We start from the raw sequence: 24881 nt of genomic DNA, 5'->3' as shown, positions 1-24881 counted from the left end.
ACGGGACCCTGAGCGGGTGACACACCGGTGAGGGCGGGCACGGCGAGATAGGTGAAGGTCAGAGAATTGCTCGTGCCGCCGGCCGTGGTGACCGTCACCGCCGAGGCACCCGCCGAATGAGCCGGAGCCACCGCGGTGACCTGCGTCGCCGAGTCCACGGTGAACGACGACGCGGCCACCCCGTCGAAACGCACCGCCGTGGCCCCGGTCAGGTTCGTCCCCGTCAGGGTCACCGACGTACCGACGGGGCCCTGCGTCGGTGTCAGGCTCGTCAGTGTGGGAGCCGCCACGGTGAGGTAGGTGAAGGGGACCGACTGACTGCTGGTGCCCTGGCTGGTGGTCACGGTGACGTTCACCGGTCCGTTGCCGGGTGGGCTGACCGCCGTGATCTGGGTGCTGCTGACGACGGTGAACGAGGTCGCGGACGCGGCGCCGAACCGGACGGCCGTGGCGCCGGTGAAACCGCTCCCCGTCACGGTGACGGTGGTACCGCCGGAGGCCGGCCCCTGACTGGGACTGACCGAAGAGACCACAGGGGCAGCCATCGCTGTAACTCCTTCAGTACGGACACGTCCGTGTACGCGGGTCGGGCCCGTCCGGGCGGTGGGGGGCCGCCGCCCGGACGGGGGTTTCGTCGCCTCCGCCGTGCGAAGGCCGCCGGGTGGATCAGATGCCGGGCCCGGCGACGTAGGTGAACGCTCCGGTCGCCGTGTCGGATCCAGCCGGGTTGGTGACCGTGACGTCGGCCGCGCCCGCGGTGCCGGGCGGGGTGACCGCCGACAGGGTGGTGGTGTTGATCACCGAGAACGGTGCCGGGGTGCCGCCGAAGGTGACCGAATCGGTGGTGTCGAGGTGGGTTCCGGTGATCGTCACCGCGGTCCCGCCCGAGGTCGGGCCGGAGGTCGGGGTGACCGTCGCGACGGTCGGAACGTCGACGTAGGTGTAGGTCAGGCCGTTGTTCGTGCCGCCCGCGGTGGTCACGCTGACGCCGACCGGGCCGGCCGCCGCACCGGCTGGCACGGTGACGGTGAGCTGGTTGTCGTTGACCACGGTGGGGGTGGCGGTCACACCGCCGAACGACACGCTGGTGGCCGTGGACAGGCCGGTGCCGCTGAGGCTGATGGTGTTGCCTCCGGCCAGCGGCCCGGAGGTGGATCCCAGGGACGACTTGAACGGGGCGCCGACGTAGAAGAACGGCACCGGGTTACTGGTCCCGCCCGGGGTGGTGACGGTGACGCCGACCGTGCCGGTTCCCGAGGGGGACACGGCGGTGACCTGGGTCGGCGACACCTGCGTGACGTTGGTGGCCGACTTGGTGCCGAACTTCACCGAGCTGGTGTTGGCCAGGTTCGTACCCGTGATGGTCACGAGCGTCCCGCCACCGGTGGAACCCTGGTTGGGGGTGATAGGCATGACGCGCTCCTCGCTGCTTGATGGGGACATGCGAGGAACCGGCGAGGGACACCCGGCCACCGAAGGCGCGCCGTCCGGGATCGAGCCGCCGTCAACGGCACGCCTCGCCCTTGTCCCGATCCCGACGGGCACTGTCCGTGGTGCCGGACCCGGGGTGACCGAAGGGACGTCTCCCGCTCACACGGTGGGAGTCACAGCAGCCTGCGCCGCCTCCCCCGCGCACAGAGAAAACCGGCAAGCGCTGCCCGTCACATCGTTCCCCCGGTACGGGGATGGGCAGCCCGCCGGTTCACACTCTCAGTGACGCACAGCTCCATTCGAGCGACAAGAGGTCCTCAACCGCGTCACCCGAAAGGAGTAGTTGGCAGCCGTACGGCCGTAACCCCGCGAGGGTTACGGAAGTCCGACTTCCTGGCTTTGTTCCTGCAACGTCAGATGGAGCTCCGCCGCAACCCGAATACCGCGTTTCCCAGCGGCCTTGGCCGCGTACATGGCCTGGTCGGCATGGTGCAGGAGTTGCTCGGGCGTCATTCCCGCGGCGGCCACCGCGATGCCGATGGAGGCCGAGACCGCCGCACTCGTGCCGCCGACGCGGTAGGGCACGGTCAGGGCGGACAGAATGCGTTCGGCCACCTCCATGGCGGGCGGCGGGCACGTGCCCGCCTCCGCCTCGAGCAGAACGGCGAACTCGTCGCCGCCGAGACGCGCGACGGTGTCCGAGTCCCGCACCGACGTCCGCAACCGCCTGGCGGCATGGACGAGGAGGGCGTCGCCCGCCGCGTGTCCCAGGGAGTCGTTCACCGACTTGAAGCCGTCCAGATCAAGGAACAGCACCGCCGGCGGATGCGTGCTCACGCTTCGCTTCCGCAAGGCGTGCGCCACCCGGTCGGCGAACAGCCCGCGGTTGGCCAGACCGGTCAACGTGTCATGGTAGGCGAGACGTTCGAGCTGCTCCTGACGCCTGGTCCGCTCGGTGACGTCACGGCTGCTGAAGATCATGCCCTCGGGGTGGTGGCCGATCGTCGACTCGACGTGACGCCACTGCCCGTCCGCGGCCAGCACCCGGCAGGAGACGTAGCGGACCGGCCCGCGGATGCCGGAGCGGGCCTCGCGCAGCAGGTTCTCGATGGCCTGCCGCAGCGGGGGCAGGTCCTGCGGGTGGCAGTACAGGGGCAGCGGGGCCCCCACCAGGTCCTCGGGCCGGTAGCCGAAGACGGTGAACGCGGCGGGACTGGTGTAGCGGACACGGCAGTCCAGACCCGCGATCGTGATCACGTCGCGCGAACCGTCGACCAGCGTCCGGTAACGCTCCCCCTGGGCCGCGGCATCGGACGTGACCCGCAGGTGGTCGGCGTGCACGACGGCCTGCCGGACACCGAGCGCGACCAGCACGGAACCGGCCACCACCATCATGCCTACGTCCACGCGGCCACCGGCCAGGGTGTGGGCCGCGAGGGCCAGCGCGCAGACGGCCACCGGGACGAAGGAGGCCACCACCCCGACGACGGGCATCATGCGCTGGTCGACACTCATCACGTGGGCGCCCCCCGGCAGCCAGGGCACGGCGGCGACGAGGAACAGACCGGCCATCGCACAGCTGCCCACGAGCGGAACACCGCACCAAGTGGTCCCGGCGGAGGCCGGCAGGGCACGCACCGTGTCGCTCACGAAGAGGAGGACGAGTGCAACGGCGGACAGGGTGCCGGCCGTCCGCTCCCGCGGGTGCTGGCAGTACCGCAGGGCCACCAGCAGACCCAGTACGACGATGTCCGTCACCACGCGCGCGAGCCACGGCACGGACCGGGGCACACCCCCGCCTTCGGCGGAGCGGTGCTGCAGCAACACCCAGCCCAGTGTGATCAGCGAGCCCGCGATCATCCATCCGTCCAGAACACGCCGGATCCATGACGTGACCGTGCCGCTGTCCGCGGCCGCCACCAGCAGGCCGGCGACGCTCAGCCCCAGGCAGCCGACGATCCCGGCGGCCGCGAGAAGTTGCACCACGGCCTGGAGCAAGCCGGCGGAAGGCAGGCCGGACGAGGGGAACCGGTGCGCGAGCAGGTGGTGAAGACCGCCGCCCGCCACCGCTGCGACGAACAGCAGCAGGCGCAGCCGCACCCTTCCCGAGGTGGTGCGGGCCCGGGCGAAGAGCGAGACGGCGGCCAACGCGTAGGCGGCCGGCACCCCCACACCGGCCGGCAGGGACACGCCTGCCGCGGCCCCGGCCGCCAGGGCGGCGGCGAGCGCGGCGCCCGCCCCCGGAACGGACCCGCCTCGCGGCACCCACCGCCGCATCAACGCCACCCCCAGACAAGACCGTCGAGCGGCAGGCCGGAAATTGCCTGCGACAAAACTCGGAGGAAAAAAGGGTAGGCCGACATTCCGGTCAACTGGCCTGGACCAGGGAGTGGTTCACCTGAAATAACGACAACCGCCACACCCGGGCGAGTGGCGGGACCGTGAGGCCCGGCCTCGAAGCGGGCCGAGCCGCCGGCCGTGCCGGTGCGGGCGATGAAGGTGGCGTCCACGGCGAACGCGCTCGTGCCGTCGTTCGCGCCCGAGCGGCCGCGGAAGCCGTGGTGCCGCAGGTACTTGCCGGAGGCATCGCGGGGGAGCAGCCGTTCGCGTCGGCGAGACCCGCCATGACCGTGACGTGGCCGGGCCGTCACCTGTGGAAAAGCTGTCTGTCGCGCCCCGCGGACGTTACCGTTCGGTAGACGACGTGCTCCCGGAGGTGTCCCGCAATGACGCTCGACCGTGCCGCAGGCCTGGCGGAGTCCGCTCGCGCGCTGGCCGACGGGGAGGTGACCTCCCGCGCCCTCGTCGAGGCGGCCCTGGCACGGATCCAGGCCACCCAAGGATCGCTCAACGCCTTCCGGATCGTCCGGGCCGAGGCCGCCCTCGCCGAGGCGGATGCCGCGGACCGGGAACTGGCCACCGGAGTCCGGCGTCCGCTGCTCGGGGTACCCGTCGCGGTGAAGGACGACATGGACGTGGCCGGGGAACCCACCGCGTTCGGCTGCTGCGGCACGTTCCCGCCGGTGCCCGAGGACGGCGAGGCGGTACGGCGCCTGCGCGAAGCGGGGGCGGTGATCGTCGGCAAGACCAACACCTGCGAGTTCGGGCAGTGGCCGTTCACCGAGGGGCCGGCCTTCGGCGAGACCCGCAATCCGTGGAACGCGCGGCACACACCGGGCGGCTCCTCCGGAGGTTCGGCCGCCGCCGTCGCCGCCGGGCTGGTGCCGGCCGCGCTCGGCTCGGACGGCGCGGGGTCGGTACGCATCCCGGCCTCCTGGACCCACCTGATCGGCGTCAAACCGCAGCGCGGCCGCATCTCGACCTGGCCGCGCGGCGAGTCCTTCCAGGGCATCACGGTCAACGGCACGCTGGCCCGTACGGTCGCCGACGCGGCGCTGCTGCTGGACGCGGCGAGCGGCAACCACCCCCTCGACCCGCACCGGCCGCCCGCCGTCGCAGCCGCCCGGGCGGTGGGGCGCGACCCCGGCCGACTGCGCGTCGCCCTCGCCCTCAAGCCGCCCTTCACCGCCGTGCCCGCCCGCCTCGCACCGCAGGTGCGGGGCCGGGTCGTGGAACTCGCCGAAAGAATCGCCTCGTTGGGGCATACCGTCGAGGAGGCCGACCCGCCGTACGGGCAGATCGGGCTGACCTTCGTGCCGCGCGCCACGGCCGGCATCGCCGAACGGGTCCGCGAGGCGCCCGAACCCGCGCTGCTCGACCGGCGCACCCATGGCGCCGCCCGCCTGGGCCGGCTGCTCGGCGGGGCCCCGCTGCGGGCCGCCCGGCGCGCCGAGGCGGTGATGCACCGCAGATTCGGCGTGTTCTTCCGGTCGTACGACGTCGTCCTCGCGCCGACGACCGCCGCTCCCCCGCCCCTGATCGGCGCGTTCCACGACCTGGGCGGCCTGGCCACCGACCGCACCATGATCGCCGCCTGTCCCTACGCATGGCCGTGGAACGTCCTCGGCTGGCCCGGCGTCAACGTCCCCGCGGGCTTCGTCGACGGCGGCCTGCCGGTGGGCGCCCAGCTGCTCGGCCCGGCGGACAGCGAGCCGCTGCTGCTCTCCCTCGCCGCCCAGCTGGAGGCGGAACTGCGGTGGTACGAAGTGTGGCCGCCCGAGCCGAACACGGCCGCCGTCGAGGCGGCGTGAGGCAGCCGTCGAGGACCTACCCTGTGGCCATGGACGATGCTTCGATGGTCGGGCTGATGGGACGGGTCACCGGGACGATCGGGCCCGGGCTGGTCGGCGAGGTGATCGTCCGGGTGCGGGGCGGCGCGGAGCACTTCCTCGCGTACGCGGCCGACGGCAGCAGCCGGATCGAGCCGGGCACGGTGGTGATGGTGGTCGAGCACCTGCCGCCGAGAACGGTGTACGTGGCTCCGGCGTACGACAGTTGAGCATGCTGCGCCGCAGGTGAGGGCGGTACTCGTCAAGATTGCAACAAGGAACCGTCAGCGTCTTCTCCCGGGGCTTGCCGAGGAGCACACTCCCTTCGTTCGGTGCCGAGAGGGCACCATGCAAAGGGGGCGTATGCCGATGGTTGTCGGCGTCGTTGCGGGGGCGGCGGTCGTCGCCGTTCTCGTACTGATCGGTCTTTTCAAGATGATGTGGCGGGTTGCCGAGCCGAACGAGGCGCTCATCATCTCCGGTTCGAAACACCGCACCGAGGGCCTCGAGGAGGGCATGGGATTCCGCATCGTCACGGGGCGCGGCACGCTGGTGCTGCCCGGCGTGCAGGCGGTGCGCAAGCTCTCCCTCGACCTGAACGAGACCGAACTGCAGGTGGACTGCGTGACCCACCAGGGCATCCCGCTGAAGGTGCGGGGCGTGGTCATCTTCAAGGTGGGCGACGACTTCGTGTCGATCGCCAATGCCGCCCGCCGCTTCCTGGACCAGCAGAAGCTGATGTCGGAGCGGGTGCACAACGTCTTCGCCGGTCATCTGCGGTCCATCGTGGGCGGGTTGACGGTGGAGGACATGATCCGCGACCGGGAGAAGCTGACCGGGCAGACCCGGGCGGCCTGCGGTACGGAGATGGAGAAGCTCGGCCTGATCGTCGACTCGCTGCAGATCCACGAGATCGAGGACCCGACCGGGTACATCCAGAACCTGGCGATGCCGCACGCGGCGGCCGTCCAGCGGGACGCGCGCATCGCGCAGGCGGAGGCGAACCGTCTCGCCACCGAGGCGGAGCAGCAGTCCTTCGCCCGGATGGCGGAGGCCACCCGGGACAGTGAGATCCTCCAGGCCGGCTACCAGGCCGAGCGGGACAAGGCGGCGGCCAGGTCCAGGCAGGCCGGTCCGCTCGAGGACGCGGCCGCCCGGCAGGAGGTCGTCGTCCAGGAGACGCGGGTCGCCGAACTCGAGGCGCACCGGCGCGAGCAGCAGCTCCAGGCCGATGTCCGCAAGCCCGCCGACGCCAAGGCCTACGAGAAGCGCACGCTGGCCGAGGCGGAGCGCGACGCGCGTATCTCGGCGGCGCAGGCCAAGGCGAAGGAGACGGAGCTGGCGGCGGCGGCCGAGGCGACCCGGGTGAAGACGGCCGCGGGCGCCGAGGCCGAGGCGACGAAGTCCCGGGGTGCGGCCACGGCGGCGGCGACCCGGGCCACCGGTGAGGCCGAGGCGGCCGCCGCTCAGGCCAGAGGTCTGGCCGAGGCCGAGGCAGCCAAGGCCAAGGGTCTGGCGGAGGCGGAGGCGATCAAGGCCCGCGCCGCCGCCCTCGCCGAGAACCAGGAGGCGGTCGTCGCCCAGCAACTCGCCGAGAACTGGCCGGAGATCGTCCAGGCAGGCGCGTCGGCCTTCGGCAACGTCGACAACATGGTGCTGCTCAACGGTGCGGACGGCATGGCCGAGTTGTTCGCGAAGGCGCTCACCATGGGCGGCACGGGCCTCGGTCTGGCCCGCCAGTTGCTCACCTCGATGAACCAGGGCGGGCAGGGCCCGGTCGGCGCTCCGCCCCTGAACGGGGTGGCGGCGCCGCCTCCGGCGCAGAAGGTGCCGGTGGAGGACGACGCGAGGTAGCCCGGGGGGCCGGCGCAGGGCGGCGCACGCGGTCAGCGTGCGCCGCCCTCGTCGTTCAGGCGTCTGAGCAGTGCCAGCAGAGTGGCCCGGTCCGTCTCCGGCAGGGCCGCGAAGCACTCGGCGAGCACCTCGTCGGCGACCCGGTGGCCGGCCGCCAGGACTTGTTCGCCCGCCGGGGTGAGGTGGTGTTCCATGCGCCGGCCGCGGCCCGGTCGGCGTTCGACGAGGTTCTGGGCGGCCAGCCGGGCGACGAGCGCCCCGAAGGCCTGCTCGGTCTGGAAGGTGGCCACGGCCAGTTCACGCGCGGACGCACCGGGCGAGCGGTCGATCGCGCGCAGCGCGTCCCACTGGGCGAGGGTGGTGCCGACGGCGGCGAGGGCGCTGTCGAGGGCCCGGTGCTGCCGGTACTGGGTCTGTTTCACCGCCCGGCCGAGAACTTGCAGGTCATCTCGCATGAACCGAGCCTAACGCATGACTAAGCTAGCTTATATAAAGATCTTTAGTTAGACTCGCCGCATGCTGACCGAACAGATCACCCATGTGTACGCCGACCTGCCCCTCACGCTCTCCGAAGGCGGCACGGGCCGGCCGGTACTGGTCCTGCACGGCGGCGGGGGCCCGGCCACGGTCGCCGGGCTCGCCGGCCGGCTGTCCGGGACCGGGCACGTCCTCGCACCCGTGCACCCCGGCTGGGACGGCACCCCCCGCCCCGACTGGCTGACCGGCGTGGACGACCTGGCCCTCGCCTATCTGCACCTTCTGCACGACCGGGGGCTGGAGGACGTCCTGGTCGTCGGGTCCTCGCTCGGTGGCTGGATCGCCGCGGAGATGGCCGTGCGTGACACGGCGGGCCTGATCACCGGCCTGGTCCTCATCAACGCGGTGGGTGTGCACGTCCCTTCGGAGCCGGTGACGGACTTCTTCGCGCTCGACGCCCGCGCCGCCGCGGAGCACTCCTGGCACGACCCCGACCGCTTCCACGTCGACCCGGCCGACGTCCCCGCCGAGGAACTCGCCCGCCGCCAGGGCAACATGGCCACCATGCGGGTCCTCGCCTCGGACCCGTACATGCACGACCCCAAGCTGCTGCGCCGCCTCGGCCGGGTGCGGCAGCCCGCCCTCCTGGTGTGGGGCGAGAGCGATCGCATCGCCACCCCGGCCTACGGGGCGGCCTACGCCGCCGCCTTCGGACAGGGGCGGCTCGAACTCGTCCCCGAAGCCGGCCATCTCCCCCAGGTGGAACGCCCGGACGCCACGTTCGCCCTGGTCGACGCCCATCTGCGCCGGACCGGTGGACCCACCACCTCCGACGCCCCGTAAGGTGCCACGCGTGACAGCCTTCACCGAAGAGACCGAAGAGAACGTCCCCGGCCGTTACGGCCCCGGCGCCACCACCGAGGCCGACCCCCGCGAGGTGGGCCCGGTGCGCACCGAGTACTCCCCCGCGCACGACGGCGACCCGGACCCCGGGGAGATCGTGTGGACCTGGGTGCCCTTCGAGGAGAACGACGGGCGGGGCAAGGACCGCCCGGTGCTCGTGGTCGCCCGCGAGGCGGCGGGCACGTTCCTCGCCGTGCAGCTGTCCAGCAAGCGGCACGACGGCGACCGGGAGTGGGTGGCGATCGGCGGCGGGCCCTGGGACCGCTCGGGACGCGACTCCTGGGTCGACGTGGACCGCGTCCTGCGGCTCCACGAGGAGGGCATGCGCCGGGAGGCGTGCGCGCTGGACCGCGGCCGGTTCAACCTGGTCAGGAACCGGCTGCACGAACGCTACGGCTGGAGCTGACGCTCCGGGAAGGCCCGTGCGAGGGCCTCGCGCACCACGGCCCCCGGTGTGCGGTCCAGGATCCCGAACACGATGTGCCGGAAGCTTCCCGCGAACCTCCCGCCCGGGCCGAGCAGCCCCCGGAAGGCGCCCGCGACCTGTACGGGATCGTTCTGGAAGACCCCGCACCCCCAGGCGCCCAGCACCAGCCGCCGGTACCCGTGCGCCGCGGCGGTCTCCAGCACCCGCTCGGCGCGCGCCGACAGGGCGGACGGCAGCTCGGCCGCACGCTCCGGTGCCGTCCGCCGGACGACTCCGGCGTTCGGGGCCGGAGACGTCAGGAAGCCCACCGTGTACGGCTCGTCCAGCAGGCGGCCGCGGTCGTCGCGGAAGACGGGCACGGCCGGCGAGTGGATGACACGGTCGGTGCAGAACGGGTCGCGGTGGGCGCGATGGTGGTCGTAGTACTCCGGGACCCGCAGCAGGCACGTGTACGGGGCGGAGGCCCGGCACAGGGCCTCCTCCTGGGCCTGGGCGCCGTTCAGGTACCCGCCGCCGGGGATGGGGGTCCCCCCGGCTCGAGCGGAGCCGAGAGCCGGGGGAGGGCGGAGGCGAAGTTCAGTACGGCGACCGGTCCGGCGAGGCGACGAGCGGCCTCGAGACCGCTCTCGCCGGTGACCTCGAAGCCGGTGACCTCGAAGACCGCGTCGGCCTCGGGAGCCGCCGGCACCGGCACCGGCACCGCTTCGGGACCGTACATCCGTGTACCGGCCCGCGCGGCCTCGATCGCCGCGGCGAGCGGCACCTCGTGCCCGCCGGGCGCGCGCCAGGCCCCCGCCGCCACGATCTCCTCGGTCTCTCGCGCGACACCGCGCAGGCGCGCACTCATGGCGCCACCCCCGTCGGCGCCATGACCGCGGCCCGCGCGGCCTCCCCCGTCGTGCTCATGAACGCATCGTGAGCGATGCTGGTCCTGCGGTGCAACAGGATTTCCCGGAAGTGGAAAGCGAGGCTGCGAAAGATCACTGCCCCGATTTGCACCCTTGTGCGGATCGGCGAGAAGGTCTTGGGTGGGACGGACGAAGCCGTCCCGGCCCACCCCGGCCAGGCCGGCGGCATGGTGGAATCTCAGGAGGATCCCTACATGTCCGATACATCTGGTACCGGTTCGGCCGGCGATCGCGGCGACTGTACGGAGCACCGCACCGCCGTCACCGAACCCGAGGTGGAAGCCCTGGTCCGGGGCATCTGCTTCAAGACCGGACCGCCCCGCACGCTCGGGGTCGAAGTGGAATGGCTCGTGCACGAGCTCCGGACGCCGCAGCGCCCGGTGACACCCGAACGACTCGAAGCGGCCTACGCCGCACTGCGCGCGGTCCCCCTGGGATCGGCGCTCACCGTGGAACCCGGCGGCCAGCTGGAACTGAGCTCGCCGCCCGCCGCCTCCCTCATGGAGTGCATAGGCACCGTCTCCGCCGACCTGGACGCCGTCCGCGCGGTCCTGGCGGATGACGGCCTGAGCCTCGTCGGCGCCGGCCACGATCCCTGGCACGAGCCCCGCAGGTTCCTGCGCCAGCCCCGCTACGACGCCATGGAGACCTGCCTGGACCGCACGGGTGCGGCGGGCCGCCACATGATGTGCGCCTCGGCCTCCGTCCAGGTGTGCGTCGACGCCGGACACGAGGAGCCCGGCCCGCTCGGCCACGAGCGGCGCTGGTGGCTGGCGCACCAGCTGGGCGCGGTCCTGGTGGCCGCGTTCGCCAACTCTCCCCTGGCCGGCGGGCGGCCGACGGGCTGGCTGTCCACCCGGCAGCTGATGTGGATGAGGATCGGTGCGGGCCGGGCGGGCGCTCCCCCGCAGGACGGGGAGCCCCGCACCGCCTGGGCACGCCACGTGCTGGACGCACCGGTGATGTGCGTACGGCTCGACGGCGCCCCCTGGGAGGTGCCCGACGGGCTCACCTTCCGGGACTGGATCCGCAAGGGTGAGCCCAGGCCGCCGACCCGGGCGGACCTCGACTACCACCTCACCACCCTGTTCCCGCCGGTCAGACCGCGCGGGCACCTGGAGCTGCGCATGATCGACGCGCAGCCCGGCGACGACGGGTGGATCGTGCCGCTCGCGGTGACGGCCGCGCTCTTCGACGACCCCGAGGCCGCGGAGAGCGCGTACCGGTCCGTCAAGCCCCTGGCCGAACGGGCGCTCGCGCAGCCCGCCCCGCACAACCCGCTGTGGGCCGACGCGGCCCGGCACGGGCCGGGTGACCCCGAGCTGCGGGAGGCGGCGGTCGCCTGTTTCACGGCGGCCCTGGAGGCGCTCCCCCGGCTCGGCGCGACCACCAGGGTCACGGACGCCGTCGCGGGGTACCTCGACCGCTATGTCGTCCGGGGCCGCTGCCCCGCCGACGACCTGCTGGACCAGCTGCGCGGCACGGCCGCGCGCACCCACGGGAAGGACATCCGCCCATGACCGCCCCCGACCTCGACCTCGAGGCCGTCCGCGAACGCGCGCTGACCTCCCTGACAGCGGCGCGCGACCGGACCGCCCTGCTGACCGGCTGTGTCGACGAGCCCGACCTCACCACCCAGCACTCGCCGCTGATGTCCCCGCTGGTGTGGGACCTCGCCCACATCGGCAACCAGGAGGAGCTGTGGCTGCTGCGGGCGGTCGGCGGCCGGGAGCCGATGCGGCCCGAGATCGACGGCCTGTACGACGCCTTCGAGCACCCGCGTGCCGAACGTCCCTCCCTGCCGCTGCTGCCGCCCACCGAGGCCCGTGCCTATGTGGCGGAGGTGCGCGGGCGGGCCCTCGATCTGCTGGAGAGCACCGCGCTGAGCGGCACCCGGCTGACCGAGGCGGGCTTCGCCTTCGGCATGATCGCCCAGCACGAACAGCAGCACGACGAGACGATGCTGATCACCCATCAGCTCCGCAAGGGCCCGCAGGCCCTGACCGCACCCGACCCGGACCCCGCACCCCTGTTCGCGGGGCCCGCCGAAGTCCTCGTGCCCGGCGGCCCGTTCACCATGGGCACCTCCACCGAGCCATGGGCGCTGGACAACGAACGTCCCGCGCACCAGGTCGAGGTGGCACCCTTCCGTATCGACACCACACCGGTGACGAACGCCGCGTACCAGGCGTTCGTGGAGGACGGCGGCTACGACACCGAGCGCTGGTGGACACCGGAGGGCTGGGCGCACATACGCGAGCACGGCATCGGCGCACCGCTGTTCTGGCGCCGCGACGGCGGGCACTGGCTCAGGCGCCGGTTCGGGATCACCGAGGTGGTGCCGCCCGACGAGCCGGTGCTGCACGTGTGCTGGTACGAGGCCGACGCCTACGCCCGCTGGGCCGGGCGCCGGCTGCCCACCGAGGCCGAGTGGGAGAAGGCGGCCCGGTACGACCCCGCCACCGGGCGCTCCCGGCGCTACCCGTGGGGCGACGCCGACCCGGCCCCCGAGCACGCCAACCTGGGCCAGCGTCATCTGCGTCCCGCCCCGGCGGGCAGCTATCCGCAGGGCGAGTCGCCGTTCGGCGTACGGCAGTTGATCGGCGATGTATGGGAGTGGACGGCGAGCGACTTCCTGCCCTACCCGGGGTTCACCGCGTTCCCGTACAAGGAGTACTCGCAGGTGTTCTTCGGACCGGAGTACAAGGTGCTGCGCGGCGGCTCGTTCGCCGTGGACCCGGTGGCCTGCCGGGGCACGTTCCGCAACTGGGACTACCCGATCCGGCGGCAGATCTTCTCCGGCTTCCGCACCGCCCGCTCGGAGGACGTCTGATGTGCCGCCACCTGGCATACGTGGGTCCGTCCGAGTCCCTGAGCCGGCTGATCACGGAGCCCCCGCACGGCCTGTACCGCCAGTCGTGGGAACCGCGGCGGCAGCGCTTCGGCACGGTCAACGCCGACGGTTTCGGCGTCGGCTGGTACGCCCCGGACGACCCGGTGCCGGCCCGCTACCGGCGGGCCGGGCCGATCTGGGCGGACCAGTCCTTCGCCGACCTGGCCCGGGTGGTCCGTACGGGCGCGCTGCTCGCGGCGGTGCGCGACGCCACCCTGGCGGGCGCGGACGCGGAGGCCGCGGCGGCACCGTTCGCGGCGGGCCGCTGGCTGTTCAGCCACAACGGCGCGCTCAAGGGCTGGCCGCACTCCGTGGCGCCGCTCGCCGCCGCGCTGCCCCCGGTCGATCTGCTGTCCCTGGAGGCGCGCACCGACTCGGCGTTCGTCTGGGCGCTGGTCCTGCACCGGCTGCACTCCGGCGAGGATCCGGGCCGTGCCATGGGGGAAACGGTCCTCCAGGTCGCGGAGGCGTCCCCCGCCTCCCGGCTCAACCTGCTGCTCACCGACGGCGAGACCGTCACCGCCACCGCCTGGGGCGACACCCTCTGGTACCTCGCCGAGCCCGGCCGCGCCGTGGTGGCCTCCGAGCCCTACGACGACGACCCGCGCTGGCACGAGGTCCCCGACCGCACCCTGCTCGCGGCCGACCGGGCCGGCGTGCGGCTGACCCCGTTGAAGGACCTGGCCCCCGTAGCACCGCCGAAGGAGCCCTGCACGTGAGTCCCCTGCACGTCACCCGCACCCTCCCCGAGGACGCGACGGACGCCGCGCTGCGCGCCGACGTCCGGCACGGCCTCACCGCCGATCCCAAGACGCTGCCGCCGAAGTGGTTCTACGACGCCCGGGGCAGCGAGCTGTTCGAGCGGATCACCGAACTGCCCGAGTACTACCCGACCCGTGCCGAACGGGAGATCCTGACCGGCCGCTCCGGCGAGATCGCCGCCGCGACCGGTGCGCACACCCTGGTGGAGCTGGGCTCCGGTTCCTCGGAGAAGACCCGGTACCTGATCGACGCGCTCACCGATCTGCGCGTCTACGTCCCGGTCGACGTCAGCGAGAGTGCGCTGACCCAGGCCGGCCGGGCCCTCGTCGAGGAGCGGCCGGAGCTCGAAGTGCACGCCCTGATCGCCGACTTCACCGCCGCGCTCACTCTCCCGGACACGCCCGGTCCCCGGCTGGTGGCGTTCCTGGGCGGCACCCTGGGCAATCTGCTGCCCGCCGAACGGGCCGCGTTCCTCGCCGCCGTGCGCGCACTGCTCGAGCCGGGCGACGCGCTGCTGCTGGGCACCGACCTGGTCAAGGACGAGGAGGTGCTCGTCCGGGCGTACGACGACGCGGCCGGGGTGACGGCCGAGTTCAACAGGAACGTGCTGTCCGTCGTCAACCGCGAGCTGGGCGCCGACTTCGATCCCGGTGCCTTCGAGCACGTGGCGCTGTGGGACGCGGAGAACGAGTGGATCGAGATGCGGTTGCGCTCCCGCGCGGCGCAGACCGTGAAGATTCCCGCGCTGGACCTCGCGGTGGACTTCGCGCCGGGCGAGGAACTGCGCACCGAGGTGTCGGCGAAGTTCCGGCGGGACGGGATCACCGCCGAACTGGCTTCCGCCGGACTCGGGCTGACCCACTGGTGGACGGATTCGGCAGGGCGCTTCGCCCTGTCGCTGAGCACGGTCCGGTGAGGAGAGGGGGCCCGTTCACGGGCCCCCTCGACGCCTCGCGTTCCGACTTCGCATACGGCACGGTGGAGTGACGCGTGACACACCCGTCACGGTGGAGAGGAGCCTCCCATGTCAGATCACGTCTACCGGGTCACCGAGATCGTCGGCAGCTCCCCCGAGGGCGTCGACCAGGCCATCCGCAACGGCATCGCACGCGCCCACCGAACCCTGCGCAACCTGGACTGGTTCGAGGTGACACAGGTCAGGGGCGCGCTCGCGGACGGTGAGATCCAACACTGGCAGGTCGGCCTGAAGGTCGGCTTCCGCCTCGACGACGAGGACTGACCCGCCCGGTCCCCTCAGGTCCGGCCCTCCCGCTCCTGGGCGTCCGCCAGCGCGGCCGACCGCTCGGCCCAGCGGGCCCGGACCACGCGGAACCCGGCCCGTTCGGCGTCCGCGCACACCAAGTCGTCGTCGTCCACGAGGACCCGCACCTCCCGGTCACGGGCCAGGCGGCGCAGGATCTCCAGCTTGGTGTGCCGGGCGGGCCTGCGGTCGGCGTCGCGCCGCATGAAGACCCGCCCCTCGGGCAGTCCGTGCGCGGCGAGCCAGTCCAGCGTGTCGCGGCGGCAGCGCTCGGGCCGCCCGGTGAGATAGACGATCTCGCATTCCTCGGCATGCGCCCGGGCCAGCGCCACGCCCTCGGACAGCGGCGGGTCCGCGGGCGCGGCGGCGAAGAAGGCGTCCCAGTCCCGCGGTGCCGCCTGGAGGAACCTCTGCCGGTGCGCGGTGTCGGCGAGGGTGTTGTCCAGGTCGAACACGGCGAGCGGGCGTGTGCCGCGGTCTGTCACAGGCCCACCTTAGGGGGCTCCGGCGGGGCCGGGTCGGACGGCGGCTGCTGTCGGCCGGCGACCTGCCGGACAGCCCCGGCCCTTGGCAGTCCCCGTGCCGCCACGGCAACGCGTCGATCGCGGGCCGGGCGTCGGCACCCCCGGAGGTCTGCGCCCGTGAAAAGGGCGCCCGCGAGCCGGTGTTCGCCCGAGTGGCCCAATCCCGGTGGCTCACCGGAGGCCGAGCGGTGTGAGCGATGTGACGCTGGTGGAAGGGATGACCGGCGTGACAGGAGACAGGATGGTGGACAGTACCGCTCGGAGCGGATGCGCTGCGCTCGCATCACGTGACGAGGCGCTCCAGCGGCTGCGCACGGTCGCCGACGCCGTGCTCTACGAGGGCTACCTCCTGTATCCCTATCGCCGGTCGTCCCCCAAGAACCGGGTGCGCTGGCAGTTCGGCGTCCTCACCCCGCGGGAGTGGGCCGAGCGGGACGGCGCGAGCGCGCCGGGTGTCTCCGGCTCGGTGGACTCCTGGTACCAGCAGACCGAGTGCCTGCTGCGGGCGTCCGGCGACGCCCGGCTGCGGGTGACGGTGCGTTACCTGCAGCTCCAGCGCAAACAGGTGGAGCGGTCCACCGGCGACGGCGGCCACCGGCCGGTGGAGGAGCTCCGGATCGGGGCGGACCTCCATCTGACCTTCGACGAGGCGGTGCCCCGCGAGGCGGAGATCGACGTGCCGCTGGCCCGGCTGCTGCGGGGCGCCCACCGTACGACGGTGGGGTCGCCCGGCGGTGCGGGGACGGAACAGCTCGACGGCGGAGCGGCCCGGGTGGTCCGCCGCCGCGACCCGGTCCACGCGGTGACGACGGTCCGGGCCGAACGGCTCGGGGACGACGGCGACGACGGCACCGCGCTCTACCGGCTGCGGGTGCGCACCGAGAACACGGGATCCCTGCCCGATGCCACGGTGCCGCGCGCCCAGGCACTGCGGCACGCGCTGATGGCCACCCACACGCTGATCGGCGGCGACGGCGTGGAGTTCCGGTCCCTGATCGATCCGCCCGAGGCCGACGAACGGTACGCACGCGAGTGCCGGAACGTGCACACGTTCCCCGTCCTGGGCGGCGAGGCGGGTCGCGGCGACGCGGTCCTCTCCGCGCCGATCATCCTGCCCGACCATCCCCAGGTGGCCCCGGAGAGTCCGGGCGACCTGCACGACGCCGCCGAGATCGACGAGATCCTCAGTCTGCGCACCCTGCTGCTGACGGACGAGGAGAAGCGCGAGGCCCGGGCCACCGACCAGCGGGCCGCGGACATCCTCGACCGGGTCGAATCCATGCCTCCGGAGATGTTCGCCCGCCTGCACGGCGCGATCCGTTCCCTCCGGCCGGTGACCGGCGTCCCGGCAGCCACCTCCGGGCCGCCGTCCGCGGCCGCCGCCCTGCGCGGGCCGGCTCCCTGGTGGCAGGAGGGCGGTGACGAGGGCCTGTCGCCGACGACCGACAGCGTCCTGGTGGACGGTGTGCCCGTGGCGGCCGGCAGTGCCGTGCGGCTGCGGCCGGCCGGGCGGGGGGCCGACGCGCAGGACATGTTCCTGGCCGGCCGGACGGCCCACGTGGCGGCCGTCTTCCACGACGTGGACGGCAGCATGCACCTGGCCGTCACGCTCGACGACGACCCGGCGGCGGAACTCAACGCCTGGTACGGCCGGTACCTCTACTTCCGCCCCCACGAGCTGGAGCCACTGGCCGGCGCCGCGCAGGAGGGAGCGCCGCATGGACGCACTTGAGCTGCTCGCCCACGACCACCGCAGGGTCGAGCAGTTGTTCCGCGACTACCACTGCGCCGCCTCCGACCGGCAGCGGCGGGGCGTCGTCGAACTGCTCGTGCGGGAGCTGTCCAGGCACGCCGCCCTGGAGGAGATGTACGTCTACCCCCTGGCGAAGAAGGTCCTCGCCGACGGCGGACGCGAGATCGACGAGCACCTCGGCGAGCACATGGCGGTCAAGGAGAGGCTGCTCGCCCTGGACCGGCTCGGCGAAGGGGACGAGCAGACGGACGAACTCGTCGCCGGGCTGCGCCACGAGGTCGAGGAGCACGTACGCGAGGAGGAGGACGTGCTCATGCCCGGGCTGCGCGCGGCCGTCTCCCAGCGGGAGCTCGACGACCTCGGGGAGCTGCTGGCGAAGGCCGGACAGAGCGTACCCACCCGCCCCCACCCCTACGCGCCGGACCAACCTCCCGCGCTCACCTTCGCCGGGCCCGTGGCCGCGGCGTACGACCGACTCAGGGACCGATTGCAGCGGAGGCCGAGGACATGACCACCCAAAGCGGCACCACCGAAGTCAGCCAGGACACCAGCCGGTCCGAAGCGCGCGAGGGCTTCGACGAGATCACCATCCTGTGGATCTCCGAGGGCATGAGCTGCGACGGCGACACCGTCTCGATGACGGCCGCCGGGCAGCCCTCCATCGAGGACGTGGTACTCGGTCTGATCCCCGGCCTGCCGAAGGTGAACCTGGTCAACAAGGTGCTGTCCCCGAGCCTGGGCGGCGAGGACTTCCTCGCCCCCTACCGGGCGGCGGCGAACGGCGAGCTGGGCACTCCGTTCATCCTGGTCATCGAGGGTTCGATCCCCAACCAGAACATCATCAAGGGCGACGGCTACTGGACGTCGTTCGGCAACGACCTGGAGACTGGCGAGCCGCTGACCCTGAACTGGTGGATCGACCAACTGGCCCAGAAGGCCTGGGCCGTGGTGGCAGTGGGCACCTGCGCCACCTACGGCGGCATCCACGCGATGGCGGGCAACCCCACCGGCTCCATGGGCCTCGCCGACTACCTCGGCTGGGACTTCAAGTCGCAGGGCGGCCTTCCGGTGGTCAACGTGCCGGGCTGCCCCATCCAGCCGGAGAACTTCATGGAGACCCTGGTCTGGGTGCTCTACCACGCGGCCGGCTCCGCTCCCCCGCCCCCGTTGGACCACATGCTGCGTCCGCAGTGGCTGTTCGGGAAGACCGTGCACGAGGGCTGCGACCGGGGCTCGTACTACGAGCAGGCCAGCTTCGCCCGTGACTACAACTCCCCCAAGTGCCTGGTGAAGACCGGCTGCTGGGGCCCGGTCGTCAACTGCAACGTGCCCAAGCGCGGCTGGATGGCCGGCATCGGCGGCTGTCCCAACGTCGGCGGCATCTGCATCGGCTGCACGATGCCCGGTTTCCCCGACGCGTTCATGCCGTTCATGGACGAGCCGCCCGGCGGAACCCTGTCGTCGCTGGTCATCAAGCCCTACGGCGCGGTCGTACGCCGGCTGCGCGGTCTGACGAACGACATCGTGAACCAAGAGCCCAAGTGGCGTCACAACAAGCGCAAGCTGACCAGTGGTTACGACCCGCACTGGCGCGCCTGACGCGGCACCCCGGGGGGCGGGGGGACCCACCACTCACCGGAAACCGAACAGCAAGGGGCAGCAAGCCAGATGACGACAACCGAGGCCCGGTCCACGGGGCGCAAGCCCGCCCAGCTCGTGGACATGTCCTGGGATCCGATCACCCGGATCATCGGCAACCTGGGCATCTACACGAAGATCGACTTCGCCAACCGGGAAGTCGTCGAATGCCACAGCACCTCGTCGCTGTTCCGCGGCTACTCGGTGTTCATGAAGGGCAAGGATCCGCGCGACGCCGGCTTCATCACCTCGCGCATCTGCGGGATCTGCGGCGACAACCACACCACCTGCTCGAACTACGCCCAGCAGATGGCGTACGGCGTCAAGCCGCCGCGACTGGCCGAGTACATCACCAACCTCGGTGAAGCGGCCGAGTACATGTTCGACCACACCATCTTCCAGGACAACCTGGTGTTCGTGGACTTCTGCGAGGCCATGGTCAAGTCCACCAACCCCGGCCTGCTGGCCCGCGCCGAGCGCACCGACGCTCCCCGGGGCGAGATCCACGGCTACCGCACCATCGCCGACATCATGAAGGCCTTCAACCCCTTCGAGGGCGAGGTCTACAAGGAGGCGCTGAAGGTCAGCCGGGTGACCCGGGAGATGTTCTGCCTGATGGAGGGGCGGCACGTCCACCCGTCGACGCTGTACCCCGGTGGCGTCGGCACGATGCCGCAGCCGACCACCTTCACCGACTACCTCAGCCGGCTGATGCACGTCATCGACTTCGTGAAGAAGGCCGTCGCCATGAACGACGACATCTTCGACTTCTTCTACGAGGCGCTGCCCGGCTACGAGGAGGTCGGCAAGCGCCGCATCCTGCTGGGCTGCTGGGGTGCCTGGCAGGACCCGGACGTCGTCGACTACCGCTACGAGACGATGAACGAGTGGGGCAAGGCGATGTACGTCACCCCCGGCGTCATCGTCGACGGCGAGCTGGTCACGAACAACCTGATCGACATCAACCTCGGCATCCGGATCATGCTGGGCAGCTCCTACTACGAGGACTGGGTCAACGAGCAGCCGTTCGTCACCCGTGACCCGCTGGGCAACCCGGTCGACATGCGCCACCCGTGGAACCAGACCACCGTCCCGGTGCCGCAGAAGCGCGACTTCGCCGACAAGTACAGCTGGGTGATGAGCCCGCGCTGGTTCGACAAGCGGACCGGCGACCACCTCGCCCTGGACACCGGCGGCGGTCCGCTCGCCCGGCTGTGGTCGACCGCGCTGAGCGGTCTGGTGGACACCCCGTACATCAAGGCCACCGGCCACAGCGTGCGGATCTCGCTGCCCAAGGGCGAGAGCCTGCCGGAGACGACGCTGGAGTGGCACATCCCCAAGTGGAGCAACACCATCGAACGGGACCGTGCCCGGCCGTACTTCATCGCCTACGCCGCCGCCATGGCCCTGCAGTTCGTGGAGGAGTCCATGGGGCTGATCCGGGCCGGCGACACCAAGGTGTTCGAGAACTTCGAGGTGCCGGACGAGGCGATCGGCTGCGGCTTCCACGAGGCGGTGCGCGGTGTGCTCTCCCACCACCTGGTGATCAAGGACAAGAAGATCGCCAACTACCATCCGTACCCGCCGACCCCGTGGAACGCCAGTCCCCGGGACATCTACGGCACGCCCGGTCCCTACGAGGACGCCGTGCAGGGCCAGCCGATCTTCGAGGAGAACGGCCCGGACGACTTCAAGGGTGTCGACATCATGCGCACCGTGCGCAGCTTCGACCCGTGCCTGCCGTGCGGTGTGCACATGTACGTGGGCAAGGGGAAGACGCTGACCACACTGCACTCGCCGACGTACGGAGCCGCCGCCCATGGCTGACGGCACCCGGCTCGACGAAGCGTCCCTCACCGCGCGGCTGGATCGCCTGGACGGTCTGCTGGAGCGTCTGGAGGGCACCCCGGGCCCGACCGCCCGGGAGGCCGTCGAGGCGGTACGGGCGCTCACCGAGGTCTACGGCGAGGCACTGGCCAGGATCCTGGACCGCGCGGACACCGCCCTGGCCGGGGCTCTGGCCGAGGACGAACTCCTGGGCCATCTGATGGTGCTGCACGACGTCCATCCGGAGCCGGTGGAGACCCGGGTGACCCGGGCCGTGGAGCGGATCGCCGGGGAACTGCGCGAGCGGGGCGGCGATCTGGAGCTGGCCGGCATCGAGGATGCGGTGGTCCGGGTCCGCCTGGCGGTCAAGGGCTGCGGCTCGTCGTCCGCCGGGATCCTGGAGGCGGTCCGGGCGGCGGTGCTCGGGGTGGCGCCCGAGCTCCGGGCGGTGGAGCAGGTGCAGGACGCCCCGGCCCCCGCGTTCGTACCGCTGGACACGCTCACCCACCGTGTCCGGCAGCCGCAGGGGGCACCGTGACCGGCGGCGCGCTGGCCCGGGTGATCCGCTCGGCCGCCGAGCGGCGGACGGCCGCCGAGGAGCTGTGCGACCTGTGCGCGGCTCCGGTGCCGGACGACCACCGCCATCTCCACGACGGCGCGCGGGAGGAGGTGCTGTGCGCCTGCCGGCCCTGCGCGCTGCTGTTCACCGAGGGCGACGAGAGCGACGGGCGCTACCGGCTGATCCCGCTGCGCCGTCTCCGCCTGCCCCCGGTGGACACCGCGCCGCTGGGCGTGCCGGTCGGACTGGCCTTCTTCGTCCCCCGGGCGGACGGCACGGTCCTCGCGCACTACCCGAGCCCGGCGGGCGCCACCCGCTGGGAGGTGGACCCGGAGGCCTGGCGGAAGGTCGTCGCCGGCTGTCCGGAGCTGGCGACCCTGGCGCCCGAGGTGGAGGCGCTGCTGGTGAACACCGCCCGGGGCCTCGCCCACCACTGGATCGTGCCGGTCGACGACTGCTTCCGCGCCGTCGGGGTGGTACGCCAGGAATGGCGGGGTATGTCCGGTGGAGAGACGATTTGGCCGGCACTGGAGCAGTTCTTCGCAGAGCTGGCCGCCACGCAGCCGGGGACACCGGCCGCACGACCGTGAGGAGGACACCCCATGGGGAGCATCCGGGTCGGAAGACCACAGGCGAAGCCCGACACGCCCACCCACGTCTTGGGTCTTCACCAGGGCAACAGGGGCCCGTACCAGCACCAGACCGGGCACCACGAGGACGGCACCGCCGACGCGCGCCGGTCCACCGGCATCCACTGGAAGAAGCACGACACGATCATGAAGATCATGCCGAACATTTCGCCGGGCTGAGCGGCAGGGAGCAGAAATGGCAACGATGACGGCCAAACGCGTACTGACGGCTGAGGCGGTGCTCCTCGGGAGCGCGGTGCTGGGCCTGCTGGTCTGGGAGCTGCCCGGCCTGAGGCGCGAGATGAAGATCTGGCGCATGGCCGGTTCCTCCTCCGGGATCCGGCACCGCCGCTGATCCTCCGGGGGGTGTCGTCCGGATCAGGTCGGATCAGGCCGCGGCGTCCGGTGCTGGGGGTCCCCCACGCCCTTAAGGCAGTGGGGGGGTATCGCAAGGCGGAGGATCTCCCGCGTACTGGGTGTACTCGGGTGATCCGACAACGCGGCGAGGCGCCGTGCCGGGCGTCGCGGACCCGGCCTGGTCCAGACGACACCCCCCGGGTCACCCGGCCGCGAGCGCGGCGCCGGCGTCGGCCAGCAGTTGCCCCACCACCGTGTGGAGCAGCGGCACTGCCCGTTCAACGGCGTCGCGCACCGGCGCGCTCAGACCGACGGCGACGTCCGGATCGTCCACGTCCGGCACCGCCTGGGGCTCGCAGGCCAGCACGACGACGCGGGGCAGTGGGCCATCCCCGAGGTGCGCGGCCAGCTCCAGCACCTTCACCGGGTCCATGCCGTGCGCCTCGGGGGCGTGCCGTGCGGCGTCCGCCCCGTCCGGAAGCTCGGGCTCGATCAGCGACAGCGTGCCCGGCGACAGCCCGCGTGGGGCGGCGTCGACGAACACGGCGGCGTCGTAGCCGTCCGTCAGCCGGTAGGCGAGGTCCATCCCCCGGATGCCGAAGTCCCGCACATGGACTTCCGCGGGCAGGGGCCGTCCGGCCAGTGCCTTGATCACCTCCGGGCCGAAGGCGTCGTCGCCGAGGAAGATGTTGCCGATCCCGGCGACCAGCAGACGCGGCGCTGTCATCGGGCCTCCGCCAGCGGCCGGGGCGAACCGCCCGGTACCTTCCGGACGAACGCGGAGCGCAGCGCGTGGTACGGCGCCCCGGGATCGAAGAAGACGCGGTGCATGCGGGCGAGCTCCTCCTGCCGGTACGCGTCGAGCGGCCGCCGTTCCTCGTCACGGGACCGTGCTTCCGCCTTGGCCGCGATCCGCTCCCGCACACCGGGCGATCCGGCGAGGTGGGCGGCGAGGCCGGCCACCTCCTCCGGGAACCTGCCCGGGGATGCGGCCACCAGCCGGTCGGCCAGGCCCAGCCGGACGGCCGTGGCGGCGCTCACCGGCAGCGCCTCGCGGGTCAGCCGCTCGGCCGTGGCGTCACCGACGCGCCGGGGCAGGCTGTACGTCCAGTACTCGGAGCCGTAGAGGCCCATCCGGCGGTAGTGCGGGTTGAGGACGGCGCCGGAGCGGCACCAGACCTCGTCGGCCGCCAACGCCAGCATCACACCGCCCGCCGCCGCGTTGCCGCCGAGCGCCGCGACCACCAGCCGGTCCGTGGTCCGCAGCACCGCCTCGACCAGGTCGTTCATGGCGTTGATATTGGCCCAGGACTCCTCCGCCGGGTCGGCGGCGGCCTCGATGACGCCCAGGTGGATCCCGTTGGAGAAGAAGTCGCGCACGCCGCCCAGGACGAGGACGGACGTGGGCCGGGTCAGGGCGTGCCGGTAGGCGGTGAGCAGGCGCCGGCACTGTGAGGTGCTCATCGCGCCGCCCGGGAACGAGAAGGCCAGGAGGCCGACGTCGCCCTGCCGGCGGTAGCGGATGTCGCTCCAGGTGCGCCGCCCGGGCGGCGGCTCCAGGGGGGCGGGCACCTCCGGTACGTCGGGCAGCCGGTCGCCGAGGACGTCGGCCGCCGGACGCCGGAAGGGCGCGGGGTCGCCGGAGCCGCGGCGCGGGCGGAGTTCCGGGATCCACACCGCGCCGTCCCGGGTGGCCCGGCACACGGCGCCGTCGCGGGTGGCGAGCAGCTCGCCGGGGCGACCGCGCAGCTCGTCCTCGGGGTGGCCGCCGTGCAGGAAGACCTCCTGGCCGAGGAGCTCGTCGAGGACACCCGGCTGGGAGTCGGCGCCGCGCAGCTTGCGCAGCACGGTGGCGGTGTCGTCGTACCGCCAGTCGACGCGCCGCCGCTCCTGCCGGAAGAAGTCCCGCCAGGTGACGGGGATCCCGGGGTCGCTCTGCGGGCGGGGCTTGCAGGAGCCGCCGGCGTAGCGTTCCACCGCCGTCAGTACGGCGGTCAGCGCGGCGTCGGAGACCTCGCCCCGGTACAGGTCGCTCTTGCCGACGGGCGCCACGGTGAACGGCACCGACGCCCAGATGTCACCGGCGTCCATGCCGGCCTCGGCCTGGAGCACGGTCACCGCCCACCGCTCGGCGCCCTCGGCCACCGCCCAGTCCAGCGACGACGGGCCCCGGTCGCCGGGCGGGCCGGGATGCACGATCAGGCAGGTGTGCTCGCGCCACACGTCCTCGGGCAGGGCCGTCCTGAGCATCGGCGCGACGATCAGCTCGGGCGCGGTGTCCCGGACGGCGGCGCGGACCGCTTCGTCGCCGTGCGAGGCGAGCACCACCTCCGCGCGGTGTCCCCGGTCGGTGAGCTCGGCGTGGACGCGCTGGCACAGGCTGTTGAAGGCGCTGGCGACGAGGAGGATGTCCATACGGCCTCAGCATCGTCCGCGGACCGGGGACCGGGAAGGACCGGGGCGGCACGGTGGGGCAAGTTCCTCCGGACGGATGCGGGCCGGGTTCCGC

26 protein-coding genes and 1 pseudogene are annotated in these 24881 nt (G+C 72.5%); 18 read left to right on the top strand and 9 right to left on the bottom strand.

All coding sequences use genetic code 11. The features are described from left to right. The 4 genes from ACWC21_RS19440 to ACWC21_RS19425 all read right to left on the bottom strand — a co-directional run. Positions 1 to 545, bottom strand: a 545-nt coding sequence (locus tag ACWC21_RS19440) for an IPT/TIG domain-containing protein (protein ID WP_450883353.1), incomplete at its 3' end; no start/stop codon positions are given. Between the two features lie 121 nt (positions 546 to 666). Then, on the bottom strand, positions 667 to 1413 hold the full coding sequence (locus ACWC21_RS19435) for an IPT/TIG domain-containing protein (protein WP_450883351.1): 747 nt from the start codon (positions 1411 to 1413) through the stop codon (positions 667 to 669). 393 nt (positions 1414 to 1806) lie between these two features. Beyond that, positions 1807 to 3696 carry a diguanylate cyclase domain-containing protein gene (locus tag ACWC21_RS19430; protein WP_450883349.1) on the bottom strand — a complete coding sequence of 630 codons (1890 nt, stop codon included), beginning with the start codon at positions 3694 to 3696 and terminating at the stop codon, positions 1807 to 1809. A gap of 11 nt (positions 3697 to 3707) precedes the next feature. Beyond that, positions 3708 to 4082, bottom strand: a complete 375-nt coding sequence (locus ACWC21_RS19425) for an AbfB domain-containing protein (protein ID WP_450883347.1) — start codon at positions 4080 to 4082, stop codon at positions 3708 to 3710. 75 nt (positions 4083 to 4157) lie between these two features. On the opposite strand from ACWC21_RS19425, the gene ACWC21_RS19420 reads away from it, so the two are divergent. From ACWC21_RS19420 to ACWC21_RS19410, 3 genes are all read left to right on the top strand, one after another. Further along, positions 4158 to 5582 carry an amidase gene (locus tag ACWC21_RS19420; protein ID WP_450883345.1) on the top strand — a complete coding sequence of 475 codons (1425 nt, stop codon included), beginning with the start codon at positions 4158 to 4160 and terminating at the stop codon, positions 5580 to 5582. Between the two features lie 29 nt (positions 5583 to 5611). Then, positions 5612 to 5830, top strand: coding sequence for a hypothetical protein (locus tag ACWC21_RS19415; RefSeq protein WP_388789360.1), 219 nt, complete (start codon positions 5612 to 5614; stop codon positions 5828 to 5830). 133 nt (positions 5831 to 5963) lie between these two features. Continuing rightward, the gene (locus tag ACWC21_RS19410; RefSeq protein WP_450883342.1) at positions 5964 to 7454 is read left to right on the top strand and encodes a flotillin family protein; all 1491 of its coding nucleotides are present in this window, start codon (positions 5964 to 5966) and stop codon (positions 7452 to 7454) included. 32 nt (positions 7455 to 7486) lie between these two features. Here ACWC21_RS19410 and ACWC21_RS19405 read toward each other — a convergent pair whose 3' ends face one another. Then, positions 7487 to 7909: a MarR family winged helix-turn-helix transcriptional regulator gene (locus ACWC21_RS19405; protein WP_450883340.1), complete on the bottom strand. Its 423-nt coding sequence runs from the start codon at positions 7907 to 7909 to the stop codon at positions 7487 to 7489. 61 nt (positions 7910 to 7970) lie between these two features. Here ACWC21_RS19405 and ACWC21_RS19400 point away from each other — a divergent pair, with 61 nt between their 5' ends. Continuing rightward, positions 7971 to 8774, top strand: a complete 804-nt coding sequence (locus ACWC21_RS19400; RefSeq protein WP_450883338.1) for an alpha/beta fold hydrolase — start codon at positions 7971 to 7973, stop codon at positions 8772 to 8774. Between the two features lies 1 nt (position 8775). Further along, positions 8776 to 9240 (top strand): type II toxin-antitoxin system PemK/MazF family toxin, encoded by a 465-nt coding sequence (locus ACWC21_RS19395; protein ID WP_450883336.1) that lies wholly within the window; start codon positions 8776 to 8778, stop codon positions 9238 to 9240. On the opposite strand, the pseudogene ACWC21_RS19390 reads toward ACWC21_RS19395, so the two are convergent. Continuing rightward, a pseudogene (locus ACWC21_RS19390) lies at positions 9225 to 10108 on the bottom strand (TIGR02452 family protein). The gene ACWC21_RS19395 and the pseudogene ACWC21_RS19390 sit on opposite strands and share 16 nt — an antisense overlap. Before the next feature lie 255 nt (positions 10109 to 10363). On the opposite strand from ACWC21_RS19390, the gene egtA reads away from it, so the two are divergent. The 5 genes from egtA (at position 10364) to ACWC21_RS19365 (ending at position 15064) form a co-directional block, all read left to right on the top strand. Further along, positions 10364 to 11689 (top strand): ergothioneine biosynthesis glutamate--cysteine ligase EgtA, encoded by a 1326-nt coding sequence (gene egtA / locus ACWC21_RS19385; protein ID WP_450883334.1) that lies wholly within the window; start codon positions 10364 to 10366, stop codon positions 11687 to 11689. Beyond that, complete coding sequence (gene egtB, locus ACWC21_RS19380; RefSeq protein WP_450883332.1) at positions 11686 to 13002, top strand: ergothioneine biosynthesis protein EgtB; 1317 nt, start codon at positions 11686 to 11688, stop codon at positions 13000 to 13002. Before egtA ends, egtB begins: the two co-directional genes overlap by 4 nt. Beyond that, the gene (gene egtC / locus ACWC21_RS19375) at positions 13002 to 13781 is read left to right on the top strand and encodes an ergothioneine biosynthesis protein EgtC (RefSeq protein WP_450883330.1); all 780 of its coding nucleotides are present in this window, start codon (positions 13002 to 13004) and stop codon (positions 13779 to 13781) included. Before egtB ends, egtC begins: the two co-directional genes overlap by 1 nt. Then, on the top strand, positions 13778 to 14740 hold the full coding sequence (egtD, locus tag ACWC21_RS19370; RefSeq protein ID WP_450883328.1) for an L-histidine N(alpha)-methyltransferase: 963 nt from the start codon (positions 13778 to 13780) through the stop codon (positions 14738 to 14740). The genes egtC and egtD overlap by 4 nt, the downstream gene beginning before the upstream one ends. A 108-nt stretch (positions 14741 to 14848) precedes the next feature. Beyond that, the gene (locus tag ACWC21_RS19365) at positions 14849 to 15064 is read left to right on the top strand and encodes a dodecin (protein ID WP_450883326.1); all 216 of its coding nucleotides are present in this window, start codon (positions 14849 to 14851) and stop codon (positions 15062 to 15064) included. A gap of 14 nt (positions 15065 to 15078) precedes the next feature. Here ACWC21_RS19365 and ACWC21_RS19360 read toward each other — a convergent pair whose 3' ends face one another. Continuing rightward, complete coding sequence (locus ACWC21_RS19360; protein WP_450883324.1) at positions 15079 to 15570, bottom strand: phosphatase domain-containing protein; 492 nt, start codon at positions 15568 to 15570, stop codon at positions 15079 to 15081. A gap of 280 nt (positions 15571 to 15850) precedes the next feature. On the opposite strand from ACWC21_RS19360, the gene ACWC21_RS19355 reads away from it, so the two are divergent. The 8 genes from ACWC21_RS19355 to ACWC21_RS19320 all read left to right on the top strand — a co-directional run bounded on the left by ACWC21_RS19355 (position 15851) and on the right by ACWC21_RS19320 (position 22370). Continuing rightward, entirely contained in the window at positions 15851 to 17341 is a 1491-nt protein-coding gene (locus ACWC21_RS19355) for a hypothetical protein (RefSeq protein ID WP_450883322.1), read from the top strand. Then, positions 17328 to 17873, top strand: coding sequence for a hemerythrin domain-containing protein (locus ACWC21_RS19350; RefSeq protein ID WP_450883320.1), 546 nt, complete (start codon positions 17328 to 17330; stop codon positions 17871 to 17873). Before ACWC21_RS19355 ends, ACWC21_RS19350 begins: the two co-directional genes overlap by 14 nt. Continuing rightward, positions 17870 to 18961, top strand: a complete 1092-nt coding sequence (locus ACWC21_RS19345; RefSeq protein WP_450883318.1) for an NADH-quinone oxidoreductase subunit B family protein — start codon at positions 17870 to 17872, stop codon at positions 18959 to 18961. Before ACWC21_RS19350 ends, ACWC21_RS19345 begins: the two co-directional genes overlap by 4 nt. A 69-nt stretch (positions 18962 to 19030) precedes the next feature. Then, positions 19031 to 20827, top strand: coding sequence for a nickel-dependent hydrogenase large subunit (locus ACWC21_RS19340; RefSeq protein ID WP_450883316.1), 1797 nt, complete (start codon positions 19031 to 19033; stop codon positions 20825 to 20827). Next, entirely contained in the window at positions 20820 to 21365 is a 546-nt protein-coding gene (locus tag ACWC21_RS19335) for a NifU family protein (RefSeq protein ID WP_450883314.1), read from the top strand. The genes ACWC21_RS19340 and ACWC21_RS19335 overlap by 8 nt, the downstream gene beginning before the upstream one ends. Continuing rightward, the gene (locus tag ACWC21_RS19330) at positions 21362 to 21976 is read left to right on the top strand and encodes a DUF5947 family protein (protein ID WP_450883312.1); all 615 of its coding nucleotides are present in this window, start codon (positions 21362 to 21364) and stop codon (positions 21974 to 21976) included. Before ACWC21_RS19335 ends, ACWC21_RS19330 begins: the two co-directional genes overlap by 4 nt. A gap of 12 nt (positions 21977 to 21988) precedes the next feature. Continuing rightward, positions 21989 to 22195, top strand: a complete 207-nt coding sequence (locus ACWC21_RS19325) for a hypothetical protein (RefSeq protein WP_388789409.1) — start codon at positions 21989 to 21991, stop codon at positions 22193 to 22195. Positions 22196 to 22211: 16 nt separating this feature from the next. Next, positions 22212 to 22370, top strand: a complete 159-nt coding sequence (locus tag ACWC21_RS19320; RefSeq protein WP_450883310.1) for a hypothetical protein — start codon at positions 22212 to 22214, stop codon at positions 22368 to 22370. A 204-nt stretch (positions 22371 to 22574) separates the two neighbouring features. Here the strand turns inward: ACWC21_RS19320 and ACWC21_RS19315 are convergent, their stop codons facing one another. Beyond that, positions 22575 to 23099, bottom strand: a complete 525-nt coding sequence (locus tag ACWC21_RS19315; protein ID WP_450883308.1) for a hydrogenase maturation protease — start codon at positions 23097 to 23099, stop codon at positions 22575 to 22577. Then, positions 23096 to 24787, bottom strand: a complete 1692-nt coding sequence (locus tag ACWC21_RS19310) for a hydrogenase maturation protein (protein ID WP_450883306.1) — start codon at positions 24785 to 24787, stop codon at positions 23096 to 23098. The genes ACWC21_RS19315 and ACWC21_RS19310 overlap by 4 nt, the downstream gene beginning before the upstream one ends. Positions 24788 to 24881: the final 94 nt, after the last annotated feature.

Source organism: Streptomyces sp. NPDC001348 (assembly GCF_053597535.1).
Note: the sequence above shows the minus strand (reverse complement) of the source record. Positions and strands in the feature narration are given on the sequence as shown.